The sequence below is a fragment of the Aliirhizobium wenxiniae genome (assembly GCF_019511445.1).
GTDB classification, from domain to species: domain Bacteria; phylum Pseudomonadota; class Alphaproteobacteria; order Rhizobiales; family Rhizobiaceae; genus Neorhizobium; species Neorhizobium wenxiniae_A.
The window spans coordinates 67,834-90,977 of record NZ_JAEUAN010000013.1; the positions used below are offsets into that span (position 1 = coordinate 67,834).

The 23,144-nt window shown below is 58.3% G+C and carries 24 protein-coding genes and 2 pseudogenes; 19 read left to right on the forward strand and 7 right to left on the reverse strand.

Annotated features, from left to right (window positions below):
• Window positions 1-121: 121 nt before the first annotated feature.
• Genes JNB91_RS16785 through JNB91_RS16805 form a run of 5 tightly spaced genes read right to left on the reverse strand, consistent with a single transcriptional unit; the run spans window position 122 to window position 3,598 of the window.
• Window positions 122-967: a transporter substrate-binding domain-containing protein gene (locus JNB91_RS16785; RefSeq protein WP_220326665.1), complete on the reverse strand. Its 846-nt coding sequence runs from the start codon at window positions 965-967 to the stop codon at window positions 122-124.
• A 42-nt stretch (window positions 968-1,009) separates the two neighbouring features.
• Window positions 1,010-1,660: an amino acid ABC transporter permease gene (locus tag JNB91_RS16790; protein ID WP_220326666.1), complete on the reverse strand. Its 651-nt coding sequence runs from the start codon at window positions 1,658-1,660 to the stop codon at window positions 1,010-1,012.
• Between the two features lie 9 nt (window positions 1,661-1,669).
• Complete coding sequence (locus tag JNB91_RS16795; protein ID WP_220326667.1) at window positions 1,670-2,338, reverse strand: amino acid ABC transporter permease; 669 nt, start codon at window positions 2,336-2,338, stop codon at window positions 1,670-1,672.
• A 10-nt stretch (window positions 2,339-2,348) separates the two neighbouring features.
• Window positions 2,349-3,104: an amino acid ABC transporter ATP-binding protein gene (locus JNB91_RS16800; RefSeq protein ID WP_220326668.1), complete on the reverse strand. Its 756-nt coding sequence runs from the start codon at window positions 3,102-3,104 to the stop codon at window positions 2,349-2,351.
• A gap of 20 nt (window positions 3,105-3,124) precedes the next feature.
• Complete coding sequence (locus tag JNB91_RS16805) at window positions 3,125-3,598, reverse strand: RidA family protein (RefSeq protein WP_220326669.1); 474 nt, start codon at window positions 3,596-3,598, stop codon at window positions 3,125-3,127.
• A 26-nt stretch (window positions 3,599-3,624) separates the two neighbouring features.
• On the opposite strand from JNB91_RS16805, the gene JNB91_RS16810 reads away from it, so the two are divergent.
• Window positions 3,625-3,945 carry a hypothetical protein gene (locus JNB91_RS16810; protein ID WP_220326670.1) on the forward strand — a complete coding sequence of 107 codons (321 nt, stop codon included), beginning with the start codon at window positions 3,625-3,627 and terminating at the stop codon, window positions 3,943-3,945.
• 89 nt (window positions 3,946-4,034) lie between these two features.
• A complete protein-coding gene (locus JNB91_RS16815) occupies window positions 4,035-4,784 on the forward strand; it encodes a FadR/GntR family transcriptional regulator (protein ID WP_220326671.1) in 750 nt (249 codons plus the stop codon).
• Window positions 4,785-5,062: 278 nt separating this feature from the next.
• Here JNB91_RS16815 and JNB91_RS16820 read toward each other — a convergent pair whose 3' ends face one another.
• Entirely contained in the window at window positions 5,063-6,088 is a 1,026-nt protein-coding gene (locus JNB91_RS16820) for a heparinase II/III domain-containing protein (RefSeq protein ID WP_220326672.1), read from the reverse strand.
• Between JNB91_RS16820 and JNB91_RS16825 the strand changes: the two are divergent.
• The 17 genes and pseudogenes from JNB91_RS16825 to JNB91_RS16895 all read left to right on the forward strand — a co-directional run.
• A pseudogene (locus tag JNB91_RS16825) lies at window positions 6,036-7,652 on the forward strand (molybdopterin-dependent oxidoreductase); the annotation flags it as partial. The gene JNB91_RS16820 and the pseudogene JNB91_RS16825 sit on opposite strands and share 53 nt — an antisense overlap.
• A 31-nt stretch (window positions 7,653-7,683) precedes the next feature.
• Window positions 7,684-7,860: a hypothetical protein gene (locus tag JNB91_RS31670; RefSeq protein ID WP_430736297.1), complete on the forward strand. Its 177-nt coding sequence runs from the start codon at window positions 7,684-7,686 to the stop codon at window positions 7,858-7,860.
• Window position 7,861: 1 nt separating this feature from the next.
• Window positions 7,862-8,383: a molybdopterin adenylyltransferase gene (gene mog, locus JNB91_RS16830; RefSeq protein ID WP_220326673.1), complete on the forward strand. Its 522-nt coding sequence runs from the start codon at window positions 7,862-7,864 to the stop codon at window positions 8,381-8,383.
• Window positions 8,384-9,043: 660 nt separating this feature from the next.
• On the forward strand, window positions 9,044-11,821 hold the full coding sequence (locus JNB91_RS16835) for an ATP-binding protein (protein WP_220326674.1): 2,778 nt from the start codon (window positions 9,044-9,046) through the stop codon (window positions 11,819-11,821).
• 66 nt (window positions 11,822-11,887) lie between these two features.
• On the forward strand, window positions 11,888-12,430 hold the full coding sequence (locus tag JNB91_RS16840) for a type 1 glutamine amidotransferase family protein (protein ID WP_220326675.1): 543 nt from the start codon (window positions 11,888-11,890) through the stop codon (window positions 12,428-12,430).
• Between the two features lie 255 nt (window positions 12,431-12,685).
• Window positions 12,686-13,516 (forward strand): alpha/beta fold hydrolase, encoded by an 831-nt coding sequence (locus JNB91_RS16845; RefSeq protein WP_220326676.1) that lies wholly within the window; start codon window positions 12,686-12,688, stop codon window positions 13,514-13,516.
• A gap of 59 nt (window positions 13,517-13,575) precedes the next feature.
• Window positions 13,576-15,026 (forward strand): annotated as a pseudogene (locus tag JNB91_RS16850) (catalase).
• Window positions 15,027-15,037: 11 nt separating this feature from the next.
• Complete coding sequence (locus JNB91_RS16855; RefSeq protein WP_220326677.1) at window positions 15,038-15,847, forward strand: SDR family NAD(P)-dependent oxidoreductase; 810 nt, start codon at window positions 15,038-15,040, stop codon at window positions 15,845-15,847.
• Window positions 15,848-15,859: 12 nt separating this feature from the next.
• Window positions 15,860-16,201 (forward strand): hypothetical protein, encoded by a 342-nt coding sequence (locus tag JNB91_RS30765; protein WP_223218219.1) that lies wholly within the window; start codon window positions 15,860-15,862, stop codon window positions 16,199-16,201.
• A gap of 80 nt (window positions 16,202-16,281) precedes the next feature.
• Window positions 16,282-16,998: a MauE/DoxX family redox-associated membrane protein gene (locus JNB91_RS16860; protein WP_223218220.1), complete on the forward strand. Its 717-nt coding sequence runs from the start codon at window positions 16,282-16,284 to the stop codon at window positions 16,996-16,998.
• 125 nt (window positions 16,999-17,123) lie between these two features.
• Window positions 17,124-17,693 carry a MarR family winged helix-turn-helix transcriptional regulator gene (locus JNB91_RS16865; RefSeq protein ID WP_223218221.1) on the forward strand — a complete coding sequence of 190 codons (570 nt, stop codon included), beginning with the start codon at window positions 17,124-17,126 and terminating at the stop codon, window positions 17,691-17,693.
• A gap of 41 nt (window positions 17,694-17,734) precedes the next feature.
• Entirely contained in the window at window positions 17,735-18,448 is a 714-nt protein-coding gene (locus JNB91_RS16870) for a hypothetical protein (RefSeq protein ID WP_222857547.1), read from the forward strand.
• Between the two features lie 72 nt (window positions 18,449-18,520).
• Window positions 18,521-19,069 (forward strand): carboxymuconolactone decarboxylase family protein, encoded by a 549-nt coding sequence (locus JNB91_RS16875; RefSeq protein ID WP_220326679.1) that lies wholly within the window; start codon window positions 18,521-18,523, stop codon window positions 19,067-19,069.
• Between the two features lie 63 nt (window positions 19,070-19,132).
• Window positions 19,133-19,714, forward strand: coding sequence for a redoxin family protein (locus JNB91_RS16880; RefSeq protein WP_220326680.1), 582 nt, complete (start codon window positions 19,133-19,135; stop codon window positions 19,712-19,714).
• 3 nt (window positions 19,715-19,717) lie between these two features.
• Complete coding sequence (locus JNB91_RS16885; RefSeq protein ID WP_220326681.1) at window positions 19,718-20,434, forward strand: glutamine amidotransferase; 717 nt, start codon at window positions 19,718-19,720, stop codon at window positions 20,432-20,434.
• A complete protein-coding gene (locus JNB91_RS16890) occupies window positions 20,427-21,134 on the forward strand; it encodes an MOSC domain-containing protein (RefSeq protein ID WP_220326682.1) in 708 nt (235 codons plus the stop codon). The genes JNB91_RS16885 and JNB91_RS16890 overlap by 8 nt, the downstream gene beginning before the upstream one ends.
• A 106-nt stretch (window positions 21,135-21,240) precedes the next feature.
• Entirely contained in the window at window positions 21,241-22,188 is a 948-nt protein-coding gene (locus JNB91_RS16895; RefSeq protein WP_220326683.1) for an MBL fold metallo-hydrolase, read from the forward strand.
• 105 nt (window positions 22,189-22,293) lie between these two features.
• On the opposite strand, the gene JNB91_RS16900 is transcribed toward JNB91_RS16895, so the two are convergent.
• Entirely contained in the window at window positions 22,294-23,079 is a 786-nt protein-coding gene (locus tag JNB91_RS16900; RefSeq protein ID WP_220326757.1) for an ABC transporter ATP-binding protein, read from the reverse strand.
• Window positions 23,080-23,144: the final 65 nt, after the last annotated feature.

A 23,144-nucleotide genomic window follows, 5' to 3' on the forward strand; every position in this document is an offset into this window, starting at 1 on the left:
GGTTTTCGGCGTGCAGCGACCAGTCCCCGCCCGCGCGAACAGGCGGGGGCCAAGAGCTCTTCAGTTGTTGATGTTTTCTGTCCGGCGCGGCGGCCTTCAGCGGTCGCGCTGGATCGGGATGTTACTGCTTGCCTGTAAAATCGACGCCCGGCAGCGTGGTCGGGAGTTTTGCGCGGTCGACGCCGATCCACTTCTTGTAGAGCGCGTCGAGCGTGCCGTCAGCGGTGTGACGGGTCACGAAATCGGTGAGGAAGGCGAGCATTTCCTGATCGCCCTTGCGAACGGCCATGCCCTGAAAGTTGTCGGCAACCTTGTACTTGCGCTCGAACTGCGCGTCATAACCTGCCTGCTTGATGACGAGGCCGTAGGTAATGCTGCCGACGATCGCATCGACCTGGCCGGACAGCAGCGACTGAACCGTCGTCGCGTCATCGTCGAAACGCTTGATCTCGGTATTCGGCGGGGCGACCTTGACGAGAAGCGGATCGAAAGCACTGCCACGATTGACGCCGATCACGTATTTGCCGAGATCTTCATTCGCCTTGATGGCTGCGTCCTTCTTGCCCCAGACGGTGATGTCGTTCGACGAGTAGGGAATGACATACTGGATGACCTTGGCGCGTTCCTCGGTGATTGTCATCGACGGCACGAGGAAATCGACATTGCCGTTGACCAGCAGCGGAATGCGGTTCTGGCCGGTGATGCGCTCGAACTTCACCTCGACGCCGAGTTCCTTGGCGATCAGCTTGGCGATCTCGATGTCAAACCCGTCGTTCTGGCCCTTCGGATCGATGAAGCCCCACGGAAACTGGTCCATCTGCACGCCGATCGTGGCGGTACCCTTGGCCTTGATCTCTTCCGGCGTCACGGCGAAAGCCGTTGTGGCAAAGGAGGTCGCAGCCAGAAGCATGGCGGCAAATCCGCCCATGACTTTCGAACGCGAAAGGGTCAATGCTGTATTGAACATGTGGTCACCTCTGGTTGGTTTCTTTTTACATGCGTTCTTGTTTTACCGAGCGGCGTTGAGGCGCCTTTCGATCCTTGCGCTGCAATAGGTCAGGGGTACGCAGATGATGAAGTAGATCAGTGCGACTGCCCCATAGACCTGCAGCGGCTGAAAGGTGATGTTGGCCATCAGCTGCCCGGATCGGGTAAGCTCGGTCAGGCCCAGCAGGGCGGCGAGCGCCGTACCCTTGATCAGGTTGACGAGGAAGCTGATGGTCGCCGGCAGGCCGATGCGGAAGGCTTGCGGCAGGACGACATCGATCATCCGATGCATGTAGCCGATGCCAAGCGCGCGGGCCGCTTCGCTTTGACCATCCGGCACAGCCTGGATGCTGCCGCGCCAGATTTCGCCGAGAAAGGCGCTCGTGTGCAATGACAGACCAATCGTCAGCGCCACCCAGACATCCACCTTGAACCCAAGAAGCGGCAGGCCGAAATAGACGAAGAACAGCTGGATCAGCAGCGGCGTGCCCTGGAAGATCTGGATGTAGGTCGCGATCAGAATGCGCAGCCAGGCCCATTTGCTGGTCCGCCCGAGTGCCACGGCAAGCCCGAGCGCGCCGCCGAAGGTGAAGGCGAGCAGCGAAAGGACAATCGTCCAGCGTGCGCCTTCGAGCAGAAAGAGGAACTCACCCCAACCGAATTGACGGATCATCTCGCTGCCTCACTTTGCCGGATAGGAGAAATAGACCCGGCCGATCATGCCGAGAGCGATGGAGAAGAACTGCGACAGCGCCAGGTAGATCACGCCGAGCGTCAGATAGATCTCGAAGCTGCGGAATGTCTGGGCATCGAGCGTCTGGGCGAAATAGGTCAGCTCTTCCGCCGAAACCGAGGACATCAGGCTGGAGTTCAGCATCATCAGGATGAACTGGCTGCACAGAGCCGGGTAGACCGCGCGGATCGCCGGACGAAACACGATGAAGCGGTAGATATCGACCGTGTGCATGCCGAGCGCCCTGCCCGCCTCGATCTGACCGGGGCGGATGGACTGCACCCCGCCGCGGACGATTTCCGCCGCATAGGCCGCGCAGTTGAGCGTCATCGCAAGGATAGCCGCCTGTTCACCGCTCAGGCGAATGCCGATCGCCGGCATGCCGAAGAAGACGAAAAAGACCTGCACGAGGATCGGCGTATTACGGATCATCTCAATATAGCCGACGGCGATTGCTTTCAGCGCCGGCTGCTTGCTCATCCGCATCATCATGAAGACGATGCCAAGCGACAGGCCGAAGATCATCGATAGCGACGACATCTTCAATGTGCCGATCACGCCATCGACAAGCGACGGCCAGGCGGCAAAAACGGGGGCGAAGTCGAATGTATAATTCATCAGCCGCCCCTCAGTGATTGAGGATCTGGCTGAGGAAGGTCTTGGTACGCTCGTGGCTCGGATTGCTGAAGAACACATCCGGCTTGGCGCTTTCGATGATCTCGCCGCGATCCATGAAGATGACGCGGTGCGCCACGGCGCGGGCAAAACCCATTTCATGGGTCACGCAGATCATCGTGATGCCGTCGTCGGCAAGCGAGATCATCGTGTCGAGCACTTCCTTGACCATTTCCGGATCGAGCGCCGATGTCGGCTCGTCGAACAGCATGATCTGGGGATCCATGCAGAGCGCTCGGGCGATTGCCACGCGCTGCTGCTGGCCACCGGAAAGCTGGGCCGGGTATTTCTGTGCCTGCTCGGCGATATGCACCCGTTCCAGATGGCGCATTGCCTTGCCCTTCGCCTCGGCGACTGAGGTCTTGCGTACGCGGCGCTGCGCCAGCATGCAGTTCTGCAATACCGTCAGATGCGGGAAGAGATTGAACTGCTGAAACACCATGCCGACATCGCGGCGGATATGGTCGGCATTCGAGCCCTTCTGGCTGAGCGTCGTGCCGTTAACGGCGATACTGCCCTCCTGGATCTCCTCCAGATGATTGATGCATCGAATCAGCGTCGACTTGCCGGATCCGGATGGGCCGCACAGCACGATATGTTCACCGCGCCCGACTTCGAGATTGATCCCTTTGAGGACCTGCAGGTGGCCGTACCACTTGTTGACGCCGCTCATGGAGATGGCTTTTTCCGAAATGCTGGTCCCGTTCATGGCCAGTTCCCCTTTTTTCATCAGGCTTTAGGTACGATCTCGAAAATCGCATCGACTTCGACGGATGACCCGCGCGGCAGCGAACCGGCGCCGAGCGCCGTGCGTACATGGCGACCCTTGTCGCCAAAAATCTCCACGAGAAGATCGGAAGCACCATCGATGACTGCGGGATGCCCCTTGAAGTCCGCCGGTGCATTGACGAAGCCGCGCAGCTGGACGCAGGCCACGACGCGATCAAGATCACCTTCCAGCGCGGCATTGACTCGCGCCACGATGTTCAGCGCGCAGAGCCGGGCAGCCTTGTAACCATCCTCGGGTGAAATATCCCTGCCGACGACACCGACATAATGCTCGACACCATCGATCCGCGGTATCTGACCTGACACGAAGAGAAGACTTCCAACGAGGCGATGCGATATGTAATTCCCAGAGGCTGGCGCGATCGTAGGCAATACGATACCGAGCTCTGAGAGGCGTGCGGAGACGACACCCATAGCGACTTTCCATCCGATTTTTAAAGATGCGCCAGAAGCGCAACCATGTTCCCGGAGCAGGTCGTCATAGGCTTGAAGGCCTGGCTGATCGCCTGCTCACTTCTTATGGTTTGAGATTATTGAAATACTATCTCTTGTCAATAAGAAAATTAGTGATGCTATCACCTGAAGAATTCAGGCATTTTATAGAACCTAAATATCTGATTTATATGAATTTAAATGTGATTATACGACATGAAAATCGCATCATTTCAAGCATCTCTCAGATTCTTTCTTCAGGTATCGCAGTGATCGCAACGCACAGAAAAATCCAGTGTGCGCACTCTATCAAACAAAAGATGCATTAAAGAGATAGCATCACCACGATAGGTCGTGCTACCTTGCCATCCATCAAGACATGCGCAGACCGCCAGCGCTTCACAAGACGGGTGATTTTTTGGACACTTTGACGGGCCGTACCATACAGGCACTGAAAACACATATCAGCGACAACCAGCTTTCGGCCGGCATAAAGCTCGGCTCGCTCAACGAGCTGTCACAGCAATTCGGAGTGAGCAGAACCGTTATCCGAGAGGCGGTCTCGGCGCTGCGTTCCGAAGGTGTCGTTGAAGCGCGACATGGCGTCGGCGTGTTCGTCCGTGATACCCCACGTGCAGGCGTGGAAGAACTGGGCACTTTCGATGCCGACGTCGCCCTCGCTCCCTTATCCCGCCTCAAGACATCCTTTATGGATCTTCTGGAACTCAGGATGGCATTCGAGGTGCACGCCGCAGGTCTCGCCGCCGTCCGGCGCTCCTGGGCGCAGGAATCGAACATATGGAATGCCGCGCGTCAATTCGAGGCTTCATTGGATGACGAGGCGGCACTCGATCATCTCGATTTCGTCTTCCACCGCTCCATTGCAGAGGCGACGAACAATGGTGCCTTCATTGAATTCTTCAGCCTCATGAGCCTTCAGATCCTGCCGCAACCGGCTTTCTCAAAAGAGCTTAATCCTGCCCTCATAACGTCTGACTATGTGCAAAACACCGTCATTGAACACCGGGCGATCTGCGAAGCAATCAGTACAGGAAGCTCGGAAAAGGCGCGCGAGGCCATGCGTGCACACCTGAACCGAAGCCATCTGCGCTATCGCGGTTTTGCTGACGGCGGCACTTCACCGCTTAGTAATGTCGCGAGTGAATAGGCCACAGATTTGTAGACGCCTTCTTTCCCAATTTTGAGGCAGGAAGACTATCATGAGCAAATCGAATTGCCGACAGATCGTCAGTCAGGTCGAACAGTTTGGCCTGACCACCAGATTGGCCGCTCCGGTCTCGCCTTCAATGGTAATGAACATAAAACCCTTGGCCCAGCCGGGCTTTTGTCGGACGAGAACGAAGCGAGCCTTACATTCGGGTTGCGTAGCTTCAGCCCGATTAATCAACAGTGCAAAGTAACGCGCTCCGCCTTTTCACTCGAGCTTTATCGATAGACCGAAATTCGCCTTGTCCAGATCGGCCGCGTCAAAGCAGATCTTGACCACGCCCGGTCCCCAGACTTCCAAATGACGCGGATCGGTAATCTCGATCGCTCGATGCCGGTGACGCGAAGATTGGTCGGCGTGACGATGAGCACGCGATCTTTTCCGTAGATCCGGCACACTCCATCTGCCCCAATCTCAATTTCGCGATCGGACAGATGTATCGGAAGCTCAAAACGGGTGAGCTTTTCGCCCGGATCGATCTCGTCACGGATCGAGATTTCAGCCGCATCGTGATCGAAGCGGAAATGCCGGATCATGCGGCGCGATCCGGGATCACTGAAATAAGCGGGGCTCGCATCGAGAGACAAGAAACTGCTGGCGCCTTCGCGAAGATAAGTAACATCCCGCGCCTGCGCGCCTTTCCCCGCATATTGCAGCCGGCCATTCACTGCAGGAACATTGTGCCCCCTCGAACTGATATGCCACATGTCATATCGCGTCTCAGTGAAGGTGGCTCGCGAATAGGCCCCTTGCCCCAAATCGATGATTATCGGCTCACCATCCAGATAAACACTGAAATGACCGACGTCGTTGTGAGAGTGATGATTGACCTCCGGGTCGTTGCTGCCGGCGATTGCGCTCAACATCAACCCGGCACCGGCTCTTTCATCGGAGCGAGCAATCATCATCTGCATGTCGGCCAGCCATACGCTTTTCTCGCAGGTTCTTGCCGCCGATTTCCTGTTTTCCGGTGTCCAGAAAAGCAGTCGGGTCAGATGAACGAGGAACTGGCGGGCGTAATCATTGCGCCCCCGGCCACGGCCCGGATTGGCCAGCTTGTGCCTAGCCGAACGGTCGATATCGTCACTGACGAGGCCCGATAGTTGGTCCGAACCGATAAGGCTCGCATAACGGCTGAGCAGCCCCTGATCGAGATCGATCTTCAGACTGCCATCCGGCGAGAGATTCGATATTTCCCGCACGCCGCTCAGGGAGGCACTCAAGGCGCTTGCCGCCGAAGGCATGCTCGAACTCTTGCCGCAAAGGGGGGCCAGGGTCGCCATTCTCGATGAAGAGGAAGTGGCTGAGCTTTTCCCGATCATTGCCGCCATGGAAGCGCTTGCGGGCGAACTCGCCTGTGATGTGGGCTCCGCTTCTCCTCGTTCTGTGCCGCTTCCTCCAAGGGTTTGGCGCAGGTGCAGAACAGTCCGGCGGCGCAACATTGCTGACGGAAACAGCCCCGCTCGGCAAACGAGCCGCTTATCTTCATTCATCATGGTGGGGGCGGCACTTGGTACCGCACTCGGAGCAATCGCCTGGATCCTTGCCCAGCAGCTCCCCGACTACGCGGAAGGCTTCGAGGACGATAAAAAGATAGTCGAAAAATACACGCCCGAATATGTCGAGGAAATTACCGGCCTGAAGGCCTCGAAAATTCGCAAGGCAATGCGAATGTATGCAGGTGCCAAGTCGGCGACCATCCTTTGGGGCATGGGTGTCACGCAATGGGGCCAGGCGGTGGACGTGGTGAAAGCCCTTTCCGGGCTGGCATTGCTAACCGGCAATCTCGGCCGTCCCAATGTCGGGGTAGGTCCGGTTCGCGGCCAGAACAATGTTCAGGGCGCCTGCGACATGGGCGCACTTCCAAACGTTTTCCCGGGTTATGAATATGTGGTCGACGCCGCGGCTCGCGAAAAATTCGCCAAGGCATGGAATGTACAGAGCCTGCCCGACAAGGTAGGTCTGTCGATCACCGACGTGCCGCATGCAGCCGAAGAGGGCAAGCTCAAGGCCATGTATATTTTCGGCGAGGACCCAGCCCAGACCGAACCCGACCTCGAGACTGTGCGCCGAGGCTTTGCAGCACTCGATTTCATCTTCGTCCAGGACATTTTCATGACCAAGACGGCGACGTATGCCGACGTCATCCTGCCTGCGACCTCATGGGCCGAACACGACGGTGTCTTCTCATCTGCCGACCGCGGCTTCCAGCGCTTCTACAAGGCCGTCAACGCCAAGGGCGATGTGAAACACGATTGGGAAATCTATGGCCTGCTGGCAACGGCGATGGGCTATCCGATGAAATACAACAATACGGAGGAGATCTGGAGCGAACTGATCTCGCTTTGCGATCTCTACAGGGGCGCAACCTATGACCGGCTGGCCGGGCTTGGCTATATCCAGTGGCCATGCCCCGAACCCGGTCATCCCGGCACACCCTATCTCTATGAAGGGAACAAATTCCAGACCGAAAGCAGCAGAGGCTTACTGTTTGCCGCCGAATGGCGCCCGCCACTTGAAAAAATCGATGACGAATATCCGCTCGGTCTCTGCACGGTACGCGAAGTCGGGCACTATTCCTGCCGTTCGATGACCGGCAACTGCTCAGCTCTCACGGCGCTTGCAGACGAACCGGGCTATGTCACCATGAACCCGGCCGATGCCAAGAAGCTCGGGGTGAAGGACGAAGAACTCGTCCATGTCATTTCGCGCCGCGGCAAGGTGATTTCGCGCGCAAAAGTCACCGACCGGACCAATCTCGGCGTGGTCTACATGACTTATCAATGGTTCCATTTGCAACAGAATGCGGCTCGACTGCACCGGGCAGCTTTACACCTGCATGGGCAACGAAGGAGCGACGGCTCTGCGCGATACGTTGCGCAATGGGGCATCCGACCACCAATTGGAAGCATTGATCTTCGACGCTCTCGCCAATAAACCCGTAGGCCATGCCTTTGCCATTGATCGCAACGGCGTCGCCGGCGTCGGTCGGCATATGTCCGTGCTCGGAGTCTGACATGAAAATCTTCGTCGTCACCATTTCAGACCGCGCCAGTCGCGGGGAGTATGAGGATATCAGCGGCCCTGCGATCGAAAGCTGGCTGCGACGCGCGATCACCAGCCCGTACGAATTGGAACGAGTGATCATCCCCGACGGCGAAACCTCGGTCCGTGACATACTCATTATGCTAAGTGACACAAGGGACGCAGACCTGGTACTGACGACCGGCGGCACAGGCCCTTCCCCCCGTGACCAGACGCCCGAAGCCATGGCTCATGTGCTGGAAAAGGAATTGCCTGGCTTTGGCGAATTGTTGCGCCGGGTGGGGCTGGAACAGACCCCGACATCGATCCTGTCGCGCCAGACCGCAGGCACACGCGGACACACATTCTTCCTGAACCTTCCCGGCAAACCGGACGCGATTGCCCTCTCGTTGAACGCAGTATTCCCAGCAATCCCCTATTGCCTCGACCTGATCGGTGCCGGTCGTATCGAAACGGATCCCGCTGTCGTCAGAAGTCATCGTCCGAACAGCTGATCGGGTTGGCTGAACGCCGCGAGCGTGATGCTTATGTTGAGCCGGAAGGTTCTGTTGCGGATGGCAGTGGAGAGGCTTTCGTAGGCTTTAATCACGCTGCGTTGGCGTCGAGTTTCTGCGCGAGCATTGCCATAACTTCGGTGAGTGCGTTGGGCTCGCCCCGGGGACGTACCGGTTCGACTGGCGGCAGTTCAGAGGCTACCATTGCCTGTCCTTCCCACACACCGGCGCAAAGCACCTCGCGAAGCAAACGTGATTTCTGTATTTGACAAATAAATGCCGGGATGCGTCCGGCCGGGTGCGAGCGTACCTCGACTATAACTCCAATCCATCCTCTTGTCTGTGAAGTGAAAAGCAGCCCTGCACCAGGAAACTTTTGCACCCATGCTCATAAAGTGACGTCACGGACGCCATCCATTGCGACCATTTCCAGACAGGACTTCGTACCGGCTTTCTGCGGAAATCAGCATATAGCACTTTGGATTAGAATATGCGCACAAGCAGGAAATACAGTCTACGATTCCAAATGCTTCAACAGTCTCTCGTTGAGAGCATCAAAGAAAAACACCTGCTTCCCTCTTCGACAGCTCGTGCTAACGTGAGATTGCATCAGCTTAGAAGAATGAATTGGTCGCTTTATACGTTTATAAGGGTGTTGCGGTGGACGCAGAACTGCGGTTCGAGTCGTTTTCCATTTCTCCTGCGAGGCGCAACCTCAAGCGGGACGGTGCAAGCGTGCCCTTGGGAAGCCGCGCCACCGATATCCTTCTTCTGCTGCTCTCGCATCCCGGCGAACTGAAGACGAATGACGAAATCATCAGGCATGTCTGGCCGAGCACATTCGTCGATGAAGCGAATTTGCGCGTTCATGTATCTGCGCTGAGGAAAGCCTTGGGAGACACGAAGGGCGAGCCGAGGTTCATCGCCAATATTCCGGGCAGAGGCTATGCGTTTGTCGGCCAGGTTTCCGCGAGCTCGCAGGCTCCCGACATGCCGCAAGCCGATATCGACGAATTTCGCGGCTCTCGGCCTAACATATTTGGTCGCAGCGAAAACATAGAGATCATCCTGGCTCAATTGCAGAAAGGCAGACTGGTTACCGTGACCGGACCGGGAGGGATCGGAAAATCCACCGTTGCAAGAGCAGTCGCCGAGCGGCTAAACGGCGGCGCAGAAGTGATCAGCATTGCATTTTCGGATCTCGCGTCGGGAGATCTTGTGCCCGCCGCCGTTGCCGCGAGCCTTGGCCTAAAATATCGCGCAGAGAACGTGCTTTCTGTCATTTGCACCTCTCTGGAAAACAGCCAGGCCACGATCATCCTGGACGGCTGTGAACACGTCATCGATGACGTTGCCCAACTCGTCGAAACCGTACTCCAACGCACCTCGAAAATCCGCTTCCTGGCGACCAGCCGGGAGCCGCTTCGTGCCGCAGACGAACGCGTCCATCGGCTGCTGCCTCTTGAAATTCCGAATGCCGAAGCCAAAGTCGAGGACGCACTGAGCTTCCCTGCAGTGCAACTGTTCGTGGAACGCGCCGATGCTTGCCTTGGCGGTTATCGTCTGACGCTTGCCGATACACCAGTGGTTATCGACATCTGCACGCGGTTGGACGGGATCGCGCTCGCCATCGAGCTTGCAGCAGGCCGGCTTGAGTCGATGAGCCTGTCGACCCTGGCGGCATCGCTCAACGACTGTTTCCGGGTTCTCAGCCGGGGAAGGCGAACCGCGCTGCCGCGTCACCAGACACTGCGCGCGGCGCTGGACTGGAGCTATCTCCTGCTCTCGGAACCTGAACGCCGCGGGCTGGACGAGCTGTCGATCTTTCGTGGACGTTTCACCATATCGGCCGCAGCAGCCGTCCTGACCGGCGATGCCTATGACCTCGTTGCCGCACTCGTCGCCAAATCGCTCGTCGTCGCGGAGACATCGACGACCGACGAGTTCTACCGCCTGTTGGACACGACCCGGATCTATGGAGCGGAAAAACTCGCGGCCTCAGGAGGATATGACGCGGCCATGGATCGGTTTGCGCGCTACCTCTGGCAACTGCTCGATACAGCCTCGGCCACAATCCATGTCCAGCCCACAGAGGAGGCCGTGCGCGATTTCGGTCATCTTTTGCCGGGCCTGCGCTCATGCCTGGACTGGGCGCTGACCGGTCATGGCGACAGGTTGCTCGGTGCCCGGCTGACCGTTGCTGCCTTGCCGCTGTTCTTCAAGCTGTCGCTTTACGACGAATGTATCTCGGTCGTCACCACATCGATCGAATTCCTCAATGCCAATCCCGATGTCGATGAGGCAAGCAGGATGAAGCTCTACACCGCGCTAGGCTGGCCTCAGATCATTGCGGCCGCCACCCCGGGACGGGGTGCGGAAGCCTGGAGCGCTTCGGCCCTGATCGCGGAAAAGCTCGGGGATGTGGATCACCGCCTTAGAGCCATATGGGGACTGTGGGTCGATGCGATCAATCGCGCGCAGCCCCGAACGGGACTTTGCCTGACCGACAAATTCGCCGAAATCGCCATCCTGTCTTCCGATCCCGCAGATGTCGTCATCGGCCGCAGGATCAAAGGCGCGACCTATCATTGGCTCGGTCGGCATACCGAGGCAGAAACATGCCTGAATGCCATGCTTCTGGATTATGACGCGCTTCCCTCTCCCAGTCATGCCGTCCGCTTTCAATTCGATCAGCGCGTCACCGCGCAAATTCTCCTGTCCCGTTGCCGATGGTTTTTAGGTCGGGAGACCGAGGCACTCGACGACGTGGCCACGACGCTTGAATACGCGCAGTCGATCGGGCACCACGCGTCTTTGACCAATGCACTTGCGGAGGCCGCTTGCCCGCTTGCGCTGGCATCAGGTGACGACAATCTGGCGGCCGTCTATATCGCCCTTCTAAAGCAGCATACCAAGGCCACTATGCTGGATGTCTGGCGGACATATGCGGTGTGCTTCGAGGCGGAGCTTCTGCGGCGGAGCGGCGAGATCCAGTCCTGTCTTCGTCAGATGCAGTCGGGGCTCCACGCGCTGCGGGCGGCAGGCTTCATCCTGTTCGAATCCATGTTCGTCACAACCGAGGCACGGGCACTTTTGGCCGGCGGGCGTAGCGAGGAGGCCTTGGCGGCGCTTGATGGCGCACTGGCGAGATGCGGATTGTCCGGTGAGGCGTGGTGCCTGCCGGAGCTTTTGAGAGCGAAGGCCGAAATACAGCTGAGTAGACGCGATCTTCCCGGCGCATGCGAAAGCTTCCGCGGAGCCTTGATAGCTGCACGAGAAGCGCAGACGCCCGGCCTGATGGCACGGATCGAGCGGGACATGGTCGAGGCAGAAATCAAGGCCGAAACCGCTTGGCCAGGAGCAGAAGAAACCAGCCGGCAATCTTTCGGCAACAGCGAACGAAGGCTCCCGCGCGATACTGCCGGTTCGTTTTCGTAGATTTACAACATTAAACTCGAAGGCGAATGCGCGGCTTGGCATTATTCTCCTCCAACGGAGAGCGCCATGGACGGAATAGAGCCAATCCGCTTTTTGGTCATCCTTGCCTCCACCGGATGCGCGACGGAGGCCGATGCACCGATTACACTAAGCCAGCTCGCACCGGCCTACTACCTTTTCAAGGATTTCGGCGCTGAAGTCGTGCTCACGACGCTTGCCGGCGAGCCGCCCGCGTTTCTCGATCTTAAAGGAAAAACTTCCCAGGATCCCGCCATCCACCGGTTCCTCCAAGACAGGACGGCGCGTGACGAGCTCGCCGATACCCTCTTTTTCGAGCAGATCGCCGTCGAGGACTTCGATGCGGCCTTCTGCATCGGAATTTCCGGCAGGATCTGGGACGCAAGCCAAGCCGGGCCGCCAACTTTCATTGCCTCCTTCCTGCAACGCGGAAAACCTGTCGTCATTATCCCGGGCCGGGCGCTCGATCTGACCCCATTGGGTGCCGGAAACGGGTTGCTGATCATCGGAGATGCCGGTGACACGCCTCTGGTAGCCGCTCACGCATTGCTGCGAATAGTTGGCGAGCGCCACGGGGACGCGCGTTTCTAGCGAACAAAATCAGGATGCCGTTTGCATCGATTTACGACGCTTTACTCGCCATTCGCACGCAAGTCTCCCAGTCTGTCCCGGTCAGCACGCCCTGTGGAGGATGCCATGAACTCGAGTGCCACGATCAGTCATATGGCCGGGTCAACCCGCCGCCAGATCATCGTGAGCGGTGGAGCAGCCTTAGCCATTGTCGCACTACCCAGGCATTCCAACTCAGCCACCCAATCTTCCGCCAACCCACCGAGGGAACAGACCATGTCATTTGTAAAGACCGAGGACGCCACCGAAATCTACTACAAGGACTGGGGATCGAAAGACGCCCAACCGATCGTTTTCCATCACGGCTGGCCGCTCAGCGCCGACGACTGGGACGCCCAGATGATGTATTTCCTCGACAAGGGATATCGCGTCATCGCCCATGACCGGCGGGGACATGGCCGCTCCACCCAGACATGGACCGGCAACGAGATGGACACTTACGCAGCCGACGTTGCGGCCCTTACCGATGCGCTCGACCTCAAGAACGCCGTTCATATCGGCCATTCCACGGGTGGCGGCGAGGTTGCGCATTATGTGGCGCGTGCGAAGCCCGGCCGTGTTGCCAAGGCGGTGCTCATCGGCGCGGTGCCGCCGATCATGGTCAAATCGGATAAGAACCCCGGCGGTCTGCCGATCGAGGTTTTCGATGGCTTCCGTGCCGCGCTGGTGGCGAACCGCGCCCAGTTCTTCCTCGATATCCCGACGGGTCCTTTTTACGGGTTCAACAGGCCCGGAGCAAAGATTAGCCAGGGCGTTATCGAAAACTGGTGGCGCCAGGGCATGGCAGGCGGGGCAAAGGCCCATTACGACTGCATCAAGGCTTTCTCCGAAACGGATTTCACCGAAGACCTGAAGGCGATCACCGTGCCGACGCTCGTTATGCATGGTGACGACGACCAGATCGTTCCTTATGCGGACTCCGCTCCGCTATCGGTCAAGCTTCTTAAGAACGGCACGCTGAAGACCTATGCCGGCCTGCCGCATGGGCTTTGCACCACGCATCCCGAAATCGTCAACCCGGACCTGCTTGCCTTCATCCAGAGTTAAAGAACCACAAGGCAGGTACGCCGAAGCGCACCTGCCTGAAACGCCTCAGGGAGACTGACATGAATGACAAGCTCACCCATGCCAATGGCGCACCTGTTGTCGATAACCTGAACATTCAGACTGCAGGAACACGCGGCCCTGCCCTTCTCCAGGATATCTGGCTTATCGAGAAGCTCGCGCATTTCGACCGAGAGGTCATTACCGAGCGACGCATGCATGCCAAAGGCTCCGGCGCCTACGGGACATTCACGGTAACCTCGGACATCACGCGCTTCAGCAAGGCGTCACTCTTCAATGCGATTGACAAGAAAACCCTTGTATTTGTTCGTTTTTCCACGGTTGCCGGAGAGCGCGGTGCGGCTGACGCCGAGCGGGACATCCGCGGTTTCGCGGTCAAGTTCTACACCGAGGAAGGAAACTGGGACATCGTCGGCAACAATACGCCTGTCTTCTTTTTCCGTGATCCGCTGCGTTTTCCGGATCTCAATCACGCCGTCAAAAGAGACCCTCGGACAGGCATGCGTAGTGCCAATAACAATTGGGATTTCTGGAGTTTGCTGCCAGAGGCGCTGCATCAGGTCACAATCGTGATGAGCGATAGAGGCACACCGAAGTCCTATCGCACCATGCACGGTTTCGGCTCTCACACATTCAGCCTCATCAACGAGGCAAACGAACGTGTATGGGTAAAATTTCATTTCCGCTGTCAGCAGGGTATCCACAATCTGACGGACGGTGAAGCCGCGGACGTCATCGGCAATGATCGCGAAAGCCACCAGCGCGACCTTTACGAGGCTCTTGAGGCGGGCGACTTTCCGCGCTGGACACTCTGCGTCCAGGTCATGAGCGAGGAGCAGGCCCGCGCGCACAAGCACAATCCCTTCGACCTGACGAAGGTGTGGCCGCATGGCGATTATCCCCTGATCGAGGTCGCGTGCTGGAACTTAATCGAAACCCGGAAAACGTCTTCGCCGAAGTGGAGCAGGCAGCATTCAGCCCCGCAAACATTGTCCCCGGTATCAGCTTCTCGCCGGATCGGATGCTGCAGGCGAGATTGTTTTCCTATGGCGACGCCCAGCGATATCGCCTCGGCGTCAACTTCAATCATATTCCGGTCAACGCGCCGAAATGTCCATTTCACTCGTTTCACCGCGATGGCGCGATGCGCACGGACGGCAATGCCGGCTCCACGCTTCACTATTTCCCCAACTCCTATTCGGAGTGGGAAACACAGCCTGGCCTGATGGAGCCGCCGCTTCCGATCGGCGACTACGCGCCCCATTTCGACCATCGTCTGGAAGACGATCACTACGAGCAACCGGGAGCTCTGTTCAGACTGATGTCGCCGGAACAACAGCGGCAACTGTTTGAAAATACCGCGCGCAGCATTGGCGATGCCGAACTTCACATCAAGCAACGCCATATCGCCAACTGCATGCGGGCAGATCAACGCTATGGCGCAGGCGTTGCGGCAGCGCTCGGACTGCCAATTCATCAGGCAGCAGAATAGGGAGCGATGAGATGACGATCGGAACAGCTCTTGTTACCGGGGCATCCTCGGGGATCGGTACCGTCTATGCAGAGAAGCTCGCGCAGCGAGGTTATGACCTGAAGCTTATCGCGCGAGATCGCGACCGGCTGGACCGGCTTGCCGAAAAGCTCTCGGCGGATCATGGCGTGACGGTTCAGGCATTGCCGGCAGATCTCTCCGAGCCCGCCGATCTGGAGTACGTTTCATCCATGCTATCGTATGACGCCAGTTTGCGTCTCCTCGTCAATTGCGCAGGCATAGGACCAAGCGGCAAGGTGCTTGCATCCGAAACAGCCGGCCTTGCAGGCATGGTCTACCTGAATGTTGATGCCCTGCACCTGCTGACGGTCGCTGCCGCGAAAGCATTCGTTGCGCGCGGTCAGGGCGGAATTATCAACATCGCCTCCGTTGTCGCGCTGATGCCGGAACGCTTCAATCCAAGCTATGTCGCCAGCAAGGCTTTCGTGCTTGCCCTCACACAGGCCATGGCGGTCGAGCTTGAGCCGCATGGCGTCAGGATACAGGCGGTATTGCCGGGCTTCACGCGGACCGAAATCTTCGGTCGCGCCGGGATCGACATCAACATCATTCCCGACGAGATGATGATGGATGCGGAGGAAATGGTGAGTGCCGCACTCGCCGGTTTCGATCAGGGTGAGATCGTCACGATCCCATCTCTCGCGGACGCCCGGCTGTGGGAGACACTCGAAGACGCAAGGCATTCGCTCGCGCCTCACCTGTCCCTGAAACACGCTGCGGAACGCTATGGGGTAACGAAAGCCAGACGATTGGCTCGATAGGGGGATATGACAATGTCGTTGCAACGCGGCGCAACCGGCGCCTTGATCTGCCTTGCGTTTCTCGAAGCCGCACCCGCACAGGCGCATGTCAAATGGTTCGCGCCCTATATCGTCGGCGCGCCGCCGCAGCCGATATCGTCCGTTCTGGCGAACCCATGGTTCTGGATCGGTATTCTTCTGGTCATTCTCTTTTTCGTACTGACGCGCCTCGTGGAAATCAGCCCTCTCGGAGATCGCGTCCACGATGGTCTCGACCGCAGCACCGGTGCGCTGTATCGAAGACTGGACGACTATATACGCGGACGGTCGGTGCCTTCTTCGTTGCGATATTCTCCGTCGGTGGCGTTTATCTGACGCCGGATCTCCGGACGCCTGCCGAATGGGTATCCTGGCTGCAACTGGTAATCGCGGCCTGCATCTTTTCCCGCAGGACGATGCCGCTTGCTGGCATCGGCATTCTGGCGCTCTGGCTGCTCGCCATCCGCGAATACGATCTCTTCCATCTCTTCGATTACCTGGCGCTCGGTGCCGGTGTGGCTGCCTATCTCATCATCGAACCGTCGAAGAACGAGGCTCTGCGGTCGCATCGGTTCGAGATCCTGCGCTGGGGGCTGGCGATTGCACTGATGTGGTCGAGCCTGGAGAAATTTGCCTATCCCGACTGGTTCTACCCACTCATCGAGGAAAAGCCGTTCCTGACATTCGGCATGCCGCGTGACGTCTTCATTCCGATGGCCGGCGTCGCCGAATTCACCATGGGCTTCGGCCTTCTTTGGACGCCTCTGATCAGGCGGCTCTCGGCCATCGCGTTGATCGTGATCTTCACGGCCGCCGTCTGGCCCTTCGGCCGGATCGACCTGATCGGGCACGGGCTGATCATGGCCATTCTCGTGGCCGTCGCCTGCGACCAATGCCGGATCACTCGCGTGTTGCCGTCGTTGAAAATCCACCTGCCAGCGATCCCCGGCGGCATAGCGGCGGCACTCGTCATTTTCGCCACCAGCTATTGGGGACTGCACCTCGCCTTTTACGGCCCGCAAGCTTTTACCGGACCGGCCACCGTCGAACGGGCGACCCATTCCCATAATCCGGAACAGCCTCACGGTTCCGTATCGGGTAGCGGGATAGGAGCCCCGCCGACAAAACAATAGATTTCATCGCCTGCCTCTTGATTAAATTAGGAGTCCTATATATATTTACTCCTATGGAAACGACGCGAAATGCAGGGTCAGTCAATCATCGCATCCGGGAAGGCCTTTCCCGGATCGCGACGGTCATGCGCAATGAGGATTGGAACCGGGCAAAGGCATTCGGCCTCAACCCGACGCAACTGTCCATCCTCGAATTGCTGCAAGGCAGACAAGACGGGCTGACCGTCAAGGAAATCGCTGCCAATCTCGGCGTCTCCCAACCGACGGCAACGGATTCCATCGCGGCGCTCGAGCGCAAGGAACTTGTGACGAAGACCAGCGACGCAGCCGACAGGCGCACAGTCAAGGTCGTGATCGCACAGAAGGGAGTTGCGATCCTCGAGGAGGACAGCACTCCCGGGGCGGCACAGAATACCGTTGGCGCGCTGGCCGATCAGGAACAGGAAGAACTGCTGGTCAATCTCGTCAAGATGATCAGGCACCTGCAGGAAAACGATGCGATCCCGATCCAGCGCATGTGTGTCAGCTGTCGGTATTTCGCGCCGAATGTCCATTCCGATGCGGCAACGCCGCATCACTGTCATTTCGTAGACGCAGCATTCGGCCAGCGGGAACTCCGCATCGATTGCCGCGAACATGAGATCGCCGATCCGGCGTTCCGGGCTGCCACCTGGACCGCCTTCGAAAAAGGATAGGCGACACCCTCCAGGCAACGGAAGAAAGGAGATTGTCCATCTTGGGGAAAATTGCAACCGGCGCGCTCATCGCCGGAACGGCATCGCTATGGCTTACTGCCGCATCCGCGCATTCCATCAAGGCGGAACCGAGTGATGCGGTACAGGCGCCGTTCGACATCATCGAAACGACAATAACGACGAAGGGCGAAACCGCCATCTTCTCCACCCGCGTGCGCGGCGAAGCCGGCAAGGACAAGCCCGATGCGACGGGCAAGTTCGAGGGATCGAGCGTCTATGCCTATGTCTGGCCGACCAGTCTCGACAGCGGGGCAATCGGCTTTGATGAGAAACAGGGCATTGTAGCACTCGCCGTCACCTTCCACCCGGATTTCGACGATGCGGCCAATGGCGGCAAGAACCGCCATATCTGGCATCCTCATTGGGTCGTGCTGGCGCAGGACAAGGCTTGCGGCGGCGGACTGAAGGTCATCGACATTCCGGAAGGTGCAAAACCGAAGGTTCCCGCGACATGGCCGGGCGTGCCGCTCCTGATCGACAGCCCGGAATATCCGACCGAGTTCAAGGGCGACCGCGTCGATGTCGAAATTCCGTTGCCGCTGATCGGCGGAATTGTCGGTGCATCCTATGACGGCGTTACAGCCGGTCTCAAGGTGAACGGCAATCTGCATGCGCCGCTCTTATGCGTCAGCAATGTTTTCAAGGTCGCATCCGGAAATCTCAGTCTGCCCGGCAAGGTCATGCCGGCCGAGTAACCAAGCGCCGGTTCGGCGACTGCCATCACCGAACCGACAATTCCTCCCCTCCAGGCATTGAAAGGAAAGAACATGTCTAGGATTACCCTTATAGAACCATCGAATGCAACCGGCGCCACGGCCGAAAAGCTCAGTGAGATCAAGGCCGCTTTCGGCATGGTGCCGAATATGTTCAAGGCGGCCGCCAATTCGCCCGCAGCTCTTGCCAGCATGTGGGGTTCGTTCGGCGCGCTTGGCGGCGGACGCCTCGGAGCCAAGCTCGGCGAGCAGATCGCGGTCGCCATCGCCGACCGCAACAACTGCAATTATTGCCTCGCCGCGCATACGGGTCTCGGCCGCAAGGCGGGAGCCACCGCCGCCGAGATGTCCGAAGCGCAGGCCGGCAGATCGGCAGACCCGCGGACACAGGCAGCGCTTGGCTTCGCCATCAAGGTTGTCGAGAACCGGGCGGATATCGCCGCCGAGGATGTAGCCGACCTGCGCAAGGCAGGCTTCGACGATGAGGAAATCGTCGAGATCCTCGCGCATATCGCACTCAACCTGTTCACCAACTACCTCAATGTCGCGCTGGACGTTCCGGTCGACTTTCCAGGTGTGAAGCTCACACGTGCCGCCGCGTAAAGCAGCACCTGGCGGTCGGGCTGCGTCCCCTTGCAGCCCGACCATCCCGAAAGGAACATGGCAATGGATTTTCCAAAGCAAATCCCGGCTCCGGAGCTTGCTATCAGCGAGTGGTTCAATACGCCGGCCCCTCTCACATTGGCAGGGTTACGCGGACGCCCGGTGCTTCTGCACAGTTTTCAGCTCCTCTGCCCCGGCTGCGTGGCGCAATCGATCCCGCAGGTGCAGAAGATCGAACGCGTCTTTGCCGAAACCGACCTGCAGATCATCGGCATACATACCGTGTTCGAGCATCACGCCGCCATGTCACCGGTGACACTCAAGGCCTTTCTGCACGAGTACCGCATCAAGCATCCGGTCGGCGTTGATCTGGCGGACGAGCGCTCGACAACGCCGATCACCATGCAGCGCTTCGGCCTGCGCGGCACACCCTCTTCCATTCTGATCGGCAGGGATGGCACAATCCGCCACCACGTCTTCGGTGTCGAAGATGACATTGCCGTTGGAGCGCGCATTGCCATGGCTCTTGCCGAGCAGATCCCAAGCCTGTCGTCGGCTATGGCGACAGATGATGATAATGATGATGATCGGAACTGCCTCGATGGTCGTTGCGAGATAGCAAAACCTGCAGCCAGCGTGGCCTGATCCATGGCAAACAAGACAGCCCTTATTCTCCGCCACCTTCATTTCGAAGATCTCGGCAGTTTCGCAACGCCGCTTGCAGATGCTGGTTATGACATCCGCTACAGCGACATCACCGATGCGAACTTCTGTCAGGATGATCCGCTGGCACCGGATCTGCTGGTCATTCTCGGCGGGCCGATCGGTGCCTATGAGGATGATATCTATCCGTTTGTTGCTATCGAACGGGAATTCATCAGACGCCGGCTGGAAGAGCGACTGCCGACGCTGGGCATCTGTCTCGGCGTACAATTCATCGCCTCGGCACTTGGAGCGAACGTTTATCCTTCCGGCCGGAAGGAGATCGGCTTTTCCAAACTCCATCTGTCGGATGAAGCCCTTGCCGGCCCCTTGCGTCATCTTGCAGGTGTCGATGTGCTGCATTGGCACGGCGATCCCTACGACCTGCCGAAAGGAGCCCGAAATCTGGCCTCCACACCGTTGTTCAGCCAGCAGGCGTTTTCAAAAGGTGCAAATATTCTCGGCCTGCAGTTTCATCCGGAGGTCGAGACCGCGGATCGTCTGGAGCAATGGCTTGTGGGGCATGCGGCTGAACTTTCCGCCGCAGAAATCGATCGCGTGGCGCTTCGAAAGGATGGCGAGACATTCGCCGCGAGCCTGCGGGTGGCGGCTGTGGCAATGATGACGGAATGGCTGGAACAACTTGAGCGCGATCATGGATAGTTTTGCGTTGGAAGACCTCATGACGGGAAAAGTTGCGCCACTCGGGCCGCGTGAAGTGCCGAGCGGCATCGTAAAAACGAGCGTGCGATCGACAATCCGGCTTACGCGAAACGGGCTTGCCGGTGACGAACAGGGCGACATGGTGCGCCATGGTGGTCCCGAAAAGGCAGTCCACCACTACCCATTCGACCACTATGCGACATGGGCGGAAGATATCGGCGCGCATGAGCTTCTGCGATGGCCGGGTGCCTTCGGCGAGAACCTTTCGACACGCGGCCTGACCGAAGGCGATATCGCCATAGGCGACGTTTTCGAACTCGGGACAGCAACGATCGAGGTAAGTCAGGGTCGGCAGCCCTGCTGGAAACTGAACCAGAGGTTCGGCCGCAACGACATGGCGAAATCGGTCCAATTTACCGGAGGGACAGGCTGGTACTATCGGGTTCTCGCTGAAGGCGAAGTCGGCCCTGCCGACCGGCTGAAGCTCATCGACCGGCAATCGCCGGACTGGACGATCGCCCGCATATGGCACCTGTTTTACATGGATACGCTCAATCTCTGCGAGCTGGAGGCGCTGGTCGAACTGACGTCGCTGGCCGAGAACTGGCGCGTTCATGCCGCCCGCAGGCTGCAGACGCAGGAGGTCGAAGACTGGACGATGCGGTTGACGGGCAGTGAGCTCCAAGGTTGCGCCGAATGAAGCGGACCGCCGCAAAGCTGCGTAAATCGAACGGATTTACAACGATAAACAGGTCTTGCGGCGGACATGCTGCTATCTTCCACACAGTCTTCAGGGAGATCGACAGATGCGCGTTCAGGGCCCCGACCGTTTTGCATTAGCCAGACGAGACTTCCTCATCTGCAGCGCAGTCCTGGGAGCAGTGGTGGCATGGCCCCTACGCAGCGCAACCGCTGCGGATTTCCACCGGTTCACCCATGGGGCATTCGATATCACAGTGCTCAGCGACGGGTATCTGACATTGCCGGCGGAGATATTGCTGCCGGACGCCATGCCGCCGGAACAGGAGCAGATACTGCGCCGCCTCAGAGGCGATCGTACCGGCGCGCCGGTGGCGGCGAACATTCCCTTGATCAGACACGGCTCCGATCTGATCCTGATCGACAACGGCGCGGGGATCAATTTTCAGGCGAGCGCCGGCAGGCTGGCTGCCAATCTGCGCACCCTCGGCATCAGCCCGGAGGCAATCACAAAGGTCGTGTTCACGCACTTGCATCCCGACCATTCCGGGGCGACCACGACCCCGGAGGGTAAAGCCCTTTACCCCAATGCCGAATATTTCGTGGGCGACAGGGAATTCACCTTCTGGACTGATAAGGATTACGAAGCGCATATGCCGCCCGCCTTGCATGACTTCGCAAGAGGCGCCCAACGGGATCTTGCATCGGTCGGGACCAGACTTACCATCGTCAAACCCGGCGATGAAATCGTCCCTGGAATGCATGTCGTCTCCACGCCCGGCCACACGCCCGGTCACATATCGATCGAGCTGGCAGGAGACGGAAACCTTTTGGTGACAGGCGATGCCTGCACGAGCGACGTGATATTCTTCGAGCATCCCGCATGGCATTTCGGTTTCGACACCGATCAGGATCTTGCACTGCGAAACCGGCAGGCACTCTTGGACCGCGCCGCGACCGAACGCTTTAAGATGCTTGGCTACCACTGGGCCTATCCGGGTATTGGCTACGCAGAACGCAAGGGAACATCCTATCGCTTTGTAAAGGGAAGCTGACGCCGTAACCTTCGACGCTATTTAGGTCTTGCTGGGATCTGAAGCTGAACGCGAACGCAGATGGCATCTGCTAACCGACGACGCTGGTCAAGCCATCGCAAACCATTACAAAGGGTAAGCCAGCCGATAGGATAGGTCCGGCGCTGTAACGACAGCCATATTTATCCCATAGATGGAACGCAGCCTGTCCGGCACAAGAATCGCTTCAGGCTTGTCGCTGGCGACAACCCGCCCGCTTTTAAGTGCATGAATTCGGTCGCAGAAACGAGCCGCCATATTGATGTCGTGTAGAACGATAACGACACTTATGCCTGCCTCATGCGCCAGACGCCTGACAAGCGAGAGCACCTCGACCTGATGCGCAATGTCGAGCGCAGCAGTCGGCTCGTCGAGCAACAAACAGCGTGCATCCTGAGCGATCAGCATTGCGATCCATGCGCGTTGGCGCTCGCCCCCGGAAAGCGTACCGACCACACGGTCAGCAAAGGCTTCGAGATGGGTCGCCAGGATGGCGGCCTCTACCTTGTCACGATCCAGATCCGAAAAGCGGCCGAGAGCGCCATGCCAGGGATAACGCCCACAGCTTACCAGCTCGCGGATTGTCATGTCCGATCCGGCACTCAAATCCTGGGGGAGATAGGCCACTGAGCGGGCAAAAGACCGATTGTGATAACTCTTGAGATCGCGCCCTTCATGGAGAACCGATCCGGACGTTGGAGAGAGTTGCCGAGCGAGGATCTTCAGAAGGCTGGACTTTCCCGAACCGTTGTGCCCCACGAGTGCAGCCATCTCTCCCGATGGAAAGTTGAGGCTCACATTCGACAGGATCTCGACACCGTCGATCGTATATCCAAGATTGGACGCTACGAAAGCATGGCTCACATCTTGCATTTCTGCGCTATCGTCCGTTTCTGACATGAGTTCTCCCATGTTACTGCGACCTCACCTGTTCCACT